The 11,530-nt window shown below is 54.2% G+C and carries 11 protein-coding genes and 1 pseudogene; all 12 read left to right on the top strand.

Annotation, left to right across the window (positions count from 1 at the left end; genetic code table 11):
* The 12 genes and pseudogenes from AUK29_06855 (at position 1) to AUK29_06800 (ending at position 11,463) form a co-directional block, all read left to right on the top strand.
* Positions 1-316, top strand: a pseudogene (locus AUK29_06855) (epimerase).
* 11 nt (positions 317-327) lie between these two features.
* Entirely contained in the window at positions 328-1,629 is a 1,302-nt protein-coding gene (locus tag AUK29_06850; GenBank protein OIP63277.1) for a UDP-glucose 6-dehydrogenase, read from the top strand.
* 25 nt (positions 1,630-1,654) lie between these two features.
* On the top strand, positions 1,655-2,602 hold the full coding sequence (locus AUK29_06845) for a UDP-glucose 4-epimerase (protein OIP63276.1): 948 nt from the start codon (positions 1,655-1,657) through the stop codon (positions 2,600-2,602).
* Positions 2,599-3,969, top strand: coding sequence for a phosphomannomutase (locus tag AUK29_06840; protein ID OIP63275.1), 1,371 nt, complete (start codon positions 2,599-2,601; stop codon positions 3,967-3,969). The genes AUK29_06845 and AUK29_06840 overlap by 4 nt, the downstream gene beginning before the upstream one ends.
* Before the next feature lie 172 nt (positions 3,970-4,141).
* The gene (locus tag AUK29_06835; GenBank protein ID OIP63274.1) at positions 4,142-4,705 is read left to right on the top strand and encodes a hypothetical protein; all 564 of its coding nucleotides are present in this window, start codon (positions 4,142-4,144) and stop codon (positions 4,703-4,705) included.
* A 145-nt stretch (positions 4,706-4,850) separates the two neighbouring features.
* Positions 4,851-5,525, top strand: coding sequence for a hypothetical protein (locus AUK29_06830; protein OIP63273.1), 675 nt, complete (start codon positions 4,851-4,853; stop codon positions 5,523-5,525).
* Positions 5,526-5,542: 17 nt separating this feature from the next.
* Positions 5,543-5,845, top strand: coding sequence for a hypothetical protein (locus tag AUK29_06825; protein OIP63272.1), 303 nt, complete (start codon positions 5,543-5,545; stop codon positions 5,843-5,845).
* 22 nt (positions 5,846-5,867) lie between these two features.
* Positions 5,868-6,476: a hypothetical protein gene (locus AUK29_06820; protein ID OIP63271.1), complete on the top strand. Its 609-nt coding sequence runs from the start codon at positions 5,868-5,870 to the stop codon at positions 6,474-6,476.
* An 18-nt stretch (positions 6,477-6,494) separates the two neighbouring features.
* Entirely contained in the window at positions 6,495-7,265 is a 771-nt protein-coding gene (locus AUK29_06815; GenBank protein ID OIP63270.1) for a 3'(2'),5'-bisphosphate nucleotidase, read from the top strand.
* Between the two features lie 28 nt (positions 7,266-7,293).
* Positions 7,294-9,045: an adenylyltransferase gene (locus AUK29_06810; protein ID OIP63269.1), complete on the top strand. Its 1,752-nt coding sequence runs from the start codon at positions 7,294-7,296 to the stop codon at positions 9,043-9,045.
* A gap of 47 nt (positions 9,046-9,092) precedes the next feature.
* Complete coding sequence (locus AUK29_06805; protein OIP63268.1) at positions 9,093-10,541, top strand: hypothetical protein; 1,449 nt, start codon at positions 9,093-9,095, stop codon at positions 10,539-10,541.
* Positions 10,542-10,581: 40 nt separating this feature from the next.
* Positions 10,582-11,463: a glucose-1-phosphate thymidylyltransferase gene (locus AUK29_06800; GenBank protein OIP63267.1), complete on the top strand. Its 882-nt coding sequence runs from the start codon at positions 10,582-10,584 to the stop codon at positions 11,461-11,463.
* Positions 11,464-11,530: the final 67 nt, after the last annotated feature.

The raw sequence follows: 11,530 nt of genomic DNA, 5'->3' as shown, positions 1-11,530 counted from the left end.
GGATTACACATATATTGATGATCTGGCGGACGGCATTCTTCTTGCTCTGGACCGCCCCCTCGGATATGCCGTGATCAACCTCGGCGAGGAGTCTGTCATTACACTGAGAGATCTCATCGCATTGATTGAAAAGAACCTCGGCAGGGATGCAGTCATCCGGAATATGCCGGATCAACCCGGCGATGTCCCCGTCACATTTGCGGATATCACCCGGGCCAGGGAACTGCTCGGTTATGATCCCAAGGTGAAGATTGAAGAGGGGATCAGCAGGTTTGTGGAGTGGTATCTTGAAAACAAGACTGAGCTTGTCTCTTGAGAGGAGTTGCTATGCATATTTCCATCATCGGAACCGGATACGTCGGGTTGGTTTCCGGGACCTGTTTTTCCGAGTTCGGAATGAACGTGACCTGTGTGGACAAAGACAAGGCAAAGATCGATGCCCTCAATCAGGGGAAGATCCCTATCTATGAGCCGGGTCTCGAAGACATGGTGAAAAAAAACGTCCGGGAAGGGAGACTCAATTTCACGACAGATATGAAGTCCGCCGTGGAAAAATCTCTGGTGATCTTTATTGCCGTGGGGACGCCGAGGCACGGCGATGGTTCGGCAAACCTTTCCTACGTAGAGGATGTAGCCGAGGACATCGGCCGGTACATGAACGGGTACAAGGTGATTGTGGATAAGAGCACGGTCCCTGTGGGGACCGGAAAATGGGTGGAGGGGATCATCCGGAAACACCAGGCCGAACCCTGCACCTTCGATGTGGTTTCGAACCCCGAGTTTTTAAGGGAAGGGTCTGCCATCGAGGATTTCATGCGTCCCAACCGCGTGGTCATCGGGACGTCGAGTGACCAGGCGCAGGCCATCATGCGGGATCTCTACAGGCCCCTGTTCCTGATCGAGACACCCATGGTCTTTACCTCCGTGGAGAGCGCCGAGATGATCAAGTATGCCTCCAACGCCTTCCTGGCGGCCAAGGTCTCCTTCATCAATGAAATCGCCGCCCTTTGCGAGAAGGTGGGGGCCGACGTCCACCACGTGGCCAAAGGCATGGGGCTGGACGGAAGGATCGGATCCAAATTCCTTCATCCGGGCCCGGGTTTCGGAGGGTCGTGCTTTCCCAAGGATACGGAGGCCCTGGTGCAGCTTGCAGAGCGGAATTCCATGGATCTGAAGATCGTCCGGTCGGCCATTGAAGTCAATGAAGAACAAAAGCAAAGGATGGTCGCCAGGATCGAGTCGGCGGTGGGCGAACTTAAGGGGAAGACGATAGGGATTCTGGGACTGGCCTTCAAGCCCAATACGGACGACATGAGGGACGCGCCTTCCCTGGTTATCATCGAGGGGCTTCAGAAAAAGGGGGCGGGGGTCAAGGTCTTTGATCCCGAGTCCATGGAAGGGGCGAAGAAGATGCTGAAGAACGTGGAGTACTGTGAGAATGCCTACGACGCGGCACAGGGCTCGGATGCCTTGATCTTCATCACCGAATGGAACCAGTTCCGCATGCTCGATATGGAGAAGATCAAGGCGCTGCTTCGTTCGCCTGTTGTCGTGGATCTAAGGAATATCTACGATCCCCAATATATGAGGAAACTCGGGTTCATCTATTCATGCATCGGGAGAGGATGACCAGGAATACGGAAAGGAATGAATGATGTCAAAGACGCTGATTACAGGAGGAGCCGGATTCATCGGGTCGCATGCGGCCGATGTGATGGCGGAGCACGGACTGGAAGTCGTCGTGGTGGATGATCTCTCCTCGGGTAAGAAGGAAAACGTGAATCCTGCCGCCCGGTTTTACAAGGTGGATATCTGCTCTCCAAAGCTGAGCGAGGTCTTCAAAAAGGAGAAGCCGGATCTGGTGCACCACCTGGCCGCTCAGATCAGCGTGGCCGACTCGGTCAGAAATCCCGTGCATGACGCCATGATCAATGTGGTGGGGTCTGTGAATCTTTTGCAGAACTGTGTGAAGTACGGCGTGAAGAAGGTCATCTTTTCTTCCTCAGGCGGGACCGTTTACGGCGCCACGGAACATCTTCCGGCTACGGAGGGCCTTCCTTTTTCCGCCATGTCCCCCTACGGGGTGACCAAGATCTGCATGGAATACTATCTTCCCTATTACAAGGCGGAGCACGGTCTTAACTACACGGTGCTTCGGTACTCCAATGTCTACGGGCCGAGGCAGGACCCTCTCGGTGAAGCCGGGGTCGTGGCGATCTTCGTTCAGGCCATGCTCGAGGGGCGCACGCCGACGATTAATGGAGACGGACGTTATATCCGGGACTATGTATATGCCGGGGATGTGGCCCGGGCCAATTACCTTGCCATAGAGAAAGGGGAGTGTGATTGTTTCAACATCGGGACCGGAATCGAGACCGATGTCAATCAGCTCTATGACCTGATCGCAGCGGTCACGGGCTTCGGCAACAAACCCCTTTATGGGCCGGCCCGTCCGGGGGATCTGCGCAGGAATTCCCTGAACGCGGGCAAAGCCGAGAGGATTCTCGGCTGGAGGCCCGGTGTTTCCCTGAAAGAGGGGTTGGAAAAAACCGTGGCATATTTCAAGGATCATCAGAAAAGACCAGGAGGCAAGAGCCGATGAAGAACCATCCAGTCTCTCCAGGAATCTTCCGGGCCTACGATATCCGTGGAATCATCGGACAGGACCTGGACCCGGAGGTCGCCCGCAGGATCGGACAGGCCTACGGGACCCTTGCTGTGAAGAAGGGCCTTCGCAAGATATCGGTCGGAAGGGACGGGCGTTTAAGCTCAGGGGATCTGGCCTCCGCCCTGATCCAGGGCGTGGTTTCCACGGGGATCCACGTCGTGGACATCGGGGCCTGCCCTACGCCGCTTCTATATTTTTCATTATTTCATCTTGATGTGGATGGAGGCTTGATGGTGACCGGCAGCCATAATCCTCCGGACTACAACGGCTTCAAGGTCTGTGTGGGCAAGGATACCCTGCACGGAGAACAGATCCGGGAGATCTATGACGTGATCGCTTCCGGCAGATTCGAGAGCGGCCAGGGCACGTGTTCGGGAACGGCGATCATACCGGAATATATTCATTATGTAAGGAAACTATTTGAAGGACTGGCACAACTCCCTTCGGTCCATGTGGCGCTGGATGCCGGGAACGGCATGGCCGGAACCGTCGCGCCCGAGCTCCTGGCCGGTCTGGGATGCCGTGTTACCCCTCTATTCTGCGAGGTGGACGGGAGGTTCCCGAACCATCACCCGGACCCCACGGTTCCTGAGAATTTAAAATCTCTGATCCAGAGGGTATTAAAGGATAAGGCCGATGCCGGGATTGCCTATGACGGTGATGCGGACCGGATCGGCGTGATAGACGACCAGGGTAAGATCATCTGGGGAGACCAGTTGATGGTCCTCTTCTCAAGAGAAATTTTAAAGGAGAAACCCGGCGCCACGTTCGTCTCCGAGGTCAAGTGCTCTCAGGTCATGTATGACGATATTCGAAAGAACGGAGGCCATGCCGTCATGTGGAAGGCCGGCCACTCCCTGATCAAGCAGAAGATGAAGGAGACCCATGCGGCCCTCGGCGGCGAGATGAGCGGGCATATCTTTTTTGCGGACCGCTATTTCGGATACGACGATGCCATCTATGCGAGCTGCCGGTTCATCGAGATCCTGAAGAAGAGCGGGAAAAGGATTTCGGAACTTCTCTCCGACCTGCCGGTGACCTTCTCCACGCCTGAGATCCGGAAGGAATGTTCCGAAGAGAAAAAGTTCGGCATTGTGGACAAGGCCAGGGAACGATTTGCACGAGATTATGAAATCATAGACGTGGACGGCGTGAGGATTCTTTTCGGCGACGGCGCATGGGGGTTGATCCGGGCATCCAACACCCAGCCGGTCCTGGTTATGAGGTTTGAGGCAAAGACCCAAAAGAGGCTGGATGAAATCAGGGGTTTTGTGGATAGCGAATTGGAGAAACTGGTCTGAATGGGGGCCATCTCTCCTTGGGTCATCGTCCGGCTCGACCGGACGATCCAGAAGATTTTCCTGGATTCCCTCTATGAATCGTAGACCGGTCAAGCATGCCCTCGACAGCGATCGGGGGCCGGGGAATGAGCGTGCTGTTTAATAAGGACGGTTCTTACGTGAAAAGGTTGGTATGGCTGACACCGGAATACTGATCGAAACCAAAAAAAATACCGAGGACGAATCTCAAAAGATCATCGTGAAGAACTGGTATGCCGTGCATATCCGTTCACGCCACGAGAAAAAGGTCGAGATCGAACTCAAAGGGAAGAGCGTGGAGGTATTTCTTCCGCTCTACGAAACCTTGAGCCGGAGAAGGGACCGGAAGAAGCTCATTCTACTTCCGCTCTTTCCCGGTTACCTTTTTGTGAGGATTGCGCTTGAAAGGGAACGGATCCTTGAGGTATTGAAGGTCAAAGGAGTGGTCCGCATCATCGGCAAGACATCCACGGAACTCTACGCCATCCCTGAAAGCCAGATTGATGCGGTGCATAAGATGGTGGAGAGCGACCGGCTGATCAGCGGGCACCCCTATATCAAGGAAGGGAGCCGGGTCAGGGTCAAGGCCGGACCCCTTCAGGGGATTGAGGGGATCCTGGTGGAGAGACGGGGACGCCACCGGCTGATTATATCCGTGGATATGCTGCAGCAGTCCGTTTCGGCCGAGATCTCCATGGATGAGGTCGAACCGGTATAAAAGATTTCTTCTCTTTCTGAGATGGTGTACCAGCCATTTCAGCAGAGAAACATTTGATATTGCCTTCCTTTTAGGGTGGGGGTGAATCATCCCCTGTAACCGAGAGGGCGAAGCTGTGCCGGGAAAGAAATAAGAGTGGAATCAGATGACCAGACTCAAACCGCATCCTGAGATACTTACAGAGGCGCAGCAGGCAATATGGCCCGAGATGAAAGATATGCCGGACGATTTTGTTCTATATGGTGGAACAGCTTTGGCGCTCCGATTGGGCCATAGAATTTCTGTTGACTTTGATTTCTTTTCTAACCGGGGATTCACACCGGATGAATTGGAACGACAGATCCCATTTCTCAAGAGAGCGGAGCGAATCCAATCCAAGACAGATACTTTAGTTTGCCTGGTAGATCGCGGAGGATTTGTTAAGGCCTCTTTCTTTGGCGGCTTGAACATGCGCCGTGTGGCCGATCCGGACAGAGTTAAAGGGCCGGGTTTTTTTGTTGCATCCTTACTGGATGCTGCCGCAACCAAGATCAAGGTCGTACAGGACCGGGCAGAGGCCAAGGATTATCAGGATATTGCAGCCATTCTAAAAGCAGGTTTAGATCTGCCGGCAGTTTTGTCGGCGGCAAAGGCCGTATATGGTGAGCCTTTTAATCCTTTTTTGAGTTTGAAGGCATTGAGCTATTTTGGTGACGGAGACCTGTCCACATTATCAGACCCTATTCAATCGTTTTTGATCTCAGAAGTCCGAAAGGTAGATATCAAGAAGATTCCTGAAATATCTTTCTTGCCGGGCGGATTGACTCCTGTTGGAACCTGAGGAAAGAAATAAGACCGATGAAAACACTGGAAGATATTGCCGTCCGTTTGATATGGTGGAAATCTCCGGCAGAGGCAATAAAAGATCCAAAACGTTTTCTTGCTCAGGTCATGGTTTACGGCACGATAAAGGATATAGCGGCAGCAAGAAAGTATTTTTCAGATGACGACTTTCTGGATGTATTAAAAAATCCCCCGACCGGAGTTTTTGATCCCAGGTCATGGGCATATTGGAACCTTATGTTTGACATGTATCCGCCTGGTCTGCTGCCTCGCCGGAAATTTGGGAAAACTTCGGAAAAATTACCGGAAGAAAAATGATCAGCATGGAGAGTGGCGGCCCATGAAATTCAGGAATTTTGTCAGAAGGATAAGATACGGCCGGCCCGTGATCGTGGTTTCGGGTCTGCCCAGATCCGGCACCTCCATGCTGATGAAGATGCTGGAGGCCGGCGGCCTTCCGATCGCTTCCGACGGGGAGCGGACGGCGGATACCGACAACCCCAAAGGGTATTATGAACTGGAAAGAGTCAAGGAATTGGCCAAGGGAAAGGACAAGACCTGGGTTGGGGACCTGCGGGGCAAGACCGTCAAGGTGATTTCCTATCTTCTGAAAGATCTTCCTTCCGGCCACGCCTATAAAGTCGTGTTTTTGAACCGAGATCTCAAAGAAGTCATGGCTTCTCAAAACAAGATGCTCGAACACCGCGGCGTACCGTTTGACCCGAAGGATGATGGGAAAATGATCCGGAGTTATGAAAAACACCTTCGGGAAGTTCAGGCCATGTTGGAATCGGACGAGAGGTTCGAGGCTCTCTACCTCAACCATCGTGACGTCATTCATGATCCTCTGACCGTTTCCGGAAAGATCAATCGTTTCCTGGGCGGGCATCTCGATGAGACAAAGATGGCGGGCGTTGTGGACCATAATCTTTATCGTAACCGGGCATAACCCTAGAGAAAAGGGAATATGGATATTCATATAAACTCCGTATGTGATATAGCCGTTCAGGCCGGAGACTCCATACTTAATATATATGCGAAGACGTTTGATGTTGAGTTTAAGGAGGATCAGTCTCCGCTGACCGAAGCGGACAGGGTTTCCCACAGAATCATATCCGAAGAGCTCCTCAGACTCTACCCCGATATCCCCGTCCTTTCAGAAGAAGGCAAGGATATTCCGTTCGTTGAGAGAAAGACGTGGGATCGTTTCTGGCTGGTCGATCCCCTGGACGGCACCAAGGAATTCATCAAACGCAATGGTGAATTTACCGTCAATATCGCCCTGATCGAAAATAACCGTCCGGCGGCCGGCGTCATCTATGTTCCCGTTCAGCATCTTCTCTACTATGCGTCCAGGAAGGAAGGGGCCTGGAAAAAGAACGGAGGCGATGAATCCGTGAGGATACACGTCCGCAACCCGGACGGCGATGGCCTGGTCGTTGTTCAAAGCCGGTCTCATCCATCCGAAGAACTGCAGAGGTATCTGGAAAAACTGAATATCAGAGAGAGGATCGCCAGAGGGAGTTCTTTGAAATTCTGTGCCGTGGCCGAGGGGAGCGCGGATCTCTACCCGAGGCTGGGGCCGACCTGGGAGTGGGACACGGCCGCGGGACATGCCATCGTCGAGGCGGCGGGAGGGCATGTGGTGGACCTGAAAAAGGTTCCGATCGAATACAACAAAAAGATCATCAAGCACGAGCATTTCATTGCCGTCTCCGATCTTTCTTTAATGGGTTAGGATGCTCACCGGTGAATAAGGATTTTCCATGACCCATCTCACCGAACCCCATGGTTCGAAACTCGTCAATCTGATTGTCGATCCTGACCGCGCAAAGGCCCTGAACGAAGCGGCAAAGAATTTCCCATCCCATACCTTGAGCCCGAGACAGATCTGTGATCTTGAACTCCTTATGAACGGCGGGTTTTCCCCGCTCAAAGGATTCATGACCCGAGAGGTCTATGAATCCGTTGTCCGGACCCTGCGGCTGCCGGATGGAATCTTGTGGCCGATACCGATCGTCCTGGATGTGCCGGACCCTATCGCGGGAAAGCTCTCGATAGGAGATCATCTGGCATTGAGGGATCCGGAGGGGTTCATGCTTGCCGTCTTGAATATCGAGGAGATCTTCCGGCCGGACAAAATGGAGGAAGCGGAAAAGGTCTACGGCGCCGCCTCCAGGGAGCATCCCGGCGTCCGCTATCTTCTTGAAGAGGTCCATCAGACCTGCGTCGGGGGAACCATCGAGGGGATTCAACTGCCGCTGCATTACGACTTTGAGACGCTTCGCTGCACCCCGGAGGAACTGCGCCGGCAGTTCGACAAATTGGGATGGCGCCGTGTGACGGCCTTTCATACCAGCAAACCCATGCATCGGATCCACCGAGAGATCACGCTCCAGGCGGCCAAGGAGGCCCAGGCGCATATCCTGCTGCATCCGGCCGTGGGTATGACCAAGCCCGGCGACCTGCATTACTTTGCGCGAGTGCATTGTTACGAGGCGATTCTCCGCCACTATCCGCCGAACCTCGCCATGCTTTCCCTGCTCCCCATGGCCGTGCGCATGGCCGGACCGCGGGAGGCGATTCTCAATGCCGTGATCCGCAAGAACTACGGGTGTACCCATATCATTGTGGGCCCCGAGCACGCATCACCGCCCGGAGCACGGGACGGCAGTCAAAGATTTTATTCCTTATACTCAGCCCAGCACCTGCTGGGCCGGTTTCAGGACGAATTGGGAATTCAGATGATTCCCATCCAGGAGATGCGGTACGTTCCGGACCTCAAGAAATTCCTGCCGATCGAGCAGGTCGAGAGGGAAGGAAGAAACGGGCTCAAATTTACCGACAGGGATCTGAGAGAACATCTGGGACACAACCATGACATTCCGAACTGGTTCTCCTATCCTGACGTGATTGCGAAACTTCGCAGGGTTTTCCCGGAACGGAACAAACAGGGGCTCACCCTCTTCTTCACCGGCCTTTCCGGCGCGGGGAAATCAACCCTTGCAAAGATCCTCTACGCCAAGTTCATCGAGGCCGGCGGAAGGCCCGTGACACTGCTGGATGGGGACATCGTGCGCCGCAACCTTTCGAGCGAGCTGGGTTTTTCCAGGGAACACCGCGACCTCAACATACGGCGCATCGGCTTTGTCGCAAGCGAGATCACCAAGAACGGCGGAGTGGCCATCTGCGCCCCGATCGCCCCTTATACGGCGACGCGTCGTTTCGTCAGGGAAACCATCGAGCAGTACGGGGCCTTCATCGAGATCCATGTGGCTACGCCGCTTGAAGTCTGCGAAGAGCGGGACCGGAAGGGGCTTTATGCCAAGGCGAGGAAAGGTCTGATTCCCGAATTCACAGGCGTCAGCGACCCTTACGAATCTCCGGAGAATCCGGAAATCCGAATCGATACATCCGAACTCAGCCCCATGGCCGCCGCGCAGGAGATATTTCTCTATCTTCTCCGGGAAAATTATCTGGACACCAACGACCCTGAGGATGAATTACTTCTTGGATAAAATTGTGCAGGGGGCGATTCCCGATCGGGCCGAAATGGAAATAATCCATGCTTAGAGAACGCGCAAAACTGATCACCAATATTTCGATCACCTTCGACGTCGCCATCGAGCTCATGGCCTTCTGGCTGGCCCATCTCATCCGGAACGAGTTCCTGATCGGCCGGTCTTTTGAAATCTTAGGCAAGCTTTACGTGATTGAAGAGCGGGCATTCACCGGCGAGGATCTTTGGATGCTGGTCATCATTCTCCCCTTTTCCCTCTTCTTCTTCCGTCAATTCGGAGCGTACAAGTCGGCGCGGTTAAGCACCTTCGGCATGGTGATGGGGGGGTATCTCTCCGGCCTTCTTGCCATGATGATCATTCTGGTCCTCATGCACGATGTTTTCCCGCAGCTCCATGTCAGCCGGCTGACCACGGTCATCTTTCTCCTGATGACCGGGGCGATGCTCACGGTCAAGGTAAGGGCGGCCTTCTTTGTCATGCATCATATCCGGGGCATGGGCTTCAACTTCCGCAACGTCCTGATCATCGGAAGCGGGCCCCGGGCCATCGAGGTGGTGGACGCCATTAAAGAACACCCGGAATGGGGGCTGCGTGTCACAGGATTCGTGGACCCGGATCCCATCCGGGTAGGGGAGGAGATTGAGGGGCACGTGGTGGTAGGATCGGTGGACGATCTTCCCAGGATCCTGGACGAAAACGTCGTGGACGAAGTGATCATCGCCATGCCTCGGAGCTGGTTCCAATTGGTGGAGAAGGTGATCCGGGTCTGTGAAACCTCCGGGATTCGGGCGCACCTCCGCTTTGACCTCTTCAACCCCCGGATTGCCAAGCCTGTTTTTCACGACCTTTTCGGCTTCAAATTGTTGTCGTTTGAAACCACCTCCATGCATGAGGTCCAACTCATCTTCAAACATCTATTTGATGTACTGGTCTCGCTTCTGCTGATTCTATTCTTCTCTCCGCTCCTTCTGACCGTGGCCCTGCTGATCAAGGGGACCTCGCCCGGCCCTGTGCTTTTCAACCAGATGCGAATGGGCCTGAACGGCCGGAGATTTAAAATGTACAAGTTCCGTTCCATGTATCAGGGGGCCGAAAAACATCTTGGCGAGTTGAAGGACCAAAATGAAATGACCGGACCGGTATTCAAGATCGCCCATGACCCGAGGGTCACACCGGTCGGGTGGTTCATCCGGAAGTTCAGCATTGATGAGCTGCCCCAGCTTTTCAATGTGCTTAAGGGTGATATGTCCCTGGTCGGCCCTCGGCCGCCCATCTACAAAGAAGTGCTGGAGTATCAGCGCTGGCAGCGGCGGCGCCTTTCCATGCGGCCCGGCATCACCTGCATCTGGCAGGTCAGCGGCCGGAATGATATCGGATTTGAGGAATGGATGAAACTGGACCTGCAATATATAGACAACTGGTCCTTCTGGCTGGATCTGAAGCTTCTGTTTAAGACCATCCCCGCGGTTCTGATCGGTAAAGGGGCGCATTAAAATTATGCTGAATCAATATCTCGGAAAGGATGGTTGACCCATGAAAGGAATCATCCTTGCAGGAGGCGCCGGCACGCGACTTTACCCCATTACACGGGTCGTGAGCAAACAGCTCCTTCCGGTCTACGACAAGCCGATGATCTATTATCCGCTCTCCACGCTCATGCTTGCAGGGTTGAGGGAGATCCTGATCATCTCCACGCCGCACGACCTCCCGAACTTCCAACATCTGCTCGGCGCCGGTGAACAGTGGGGGCTCACCCTCCGTTATGCGGAACAGCCTGAACCGAGAGGCCTTGCAGAGGCCTTTATGATCGGCCGGGAATTCGTCGAGGGGGGGCCGAGCTGTCTGATCCTGGGTGACAATATCTTTTACGGGCAAGGGTTGAGCGAGAAGCTGCAACGGTGCGCTCAAAAAATCCTGGGCGCGACCGTCTTCGCCTACTGGGTCAACGACCCCGAACGTTACGGCGTTGTGAAATTCGACCCATCCGGAAAAGTGATCAGTATTCAGGAGAAACCCAAGGATCCGCCCTCCCACTACGCGGTCACGGGGATCTATTTCTATGATGAACACGTCGTGGAGATTGCAGAACATTTAGTGCCTTCCGGCCGGGGCGAACTCGAGATCACGGACCTGAATCGGGTCTACCTCGAGAAGGGCGAATTGAGCGTCGAGATTTTGGGGCGGGGCACGGCCTGGCTCGATACCGGCACGCATGAATCCTTACAAGAGGCGTCCAACTTCATCAAGACCATTGAGGCCCGCCAGGGTTTGAAGATCGCCTGCCTGGAAGAGATCGCCTACCGGATGGGCTATATCACCGCCGGCCAGCTTGAGCGCCTTGCCCTCCCACTCTCCCAAAACGACTACGGCCGCTATCTTTTACATATACTGAATGAGGACGGACGAGAAGAATGAGCATGATCGAAACCAGCCGCCCGATTTGGATTCATTCCCCTCTCCCCGGTGGGAAGAGCGGGAATCA

The organism is Nitrospirae bacterium CG2_30_53_67, from assembly GCA_001873285.1.
Classification (GTDB): domain Bacteria; phylum CG2-30-53-67; class CG2-30-53-67; order CG2-30-53-67; family CG2-30-53-67; genus CG2-30-53-67.
The sequence above is the reverse complement of the archived record's forward strand: the minus strand, read 5'-3'. Positions and strand labels throughout refer to the sequence as shown.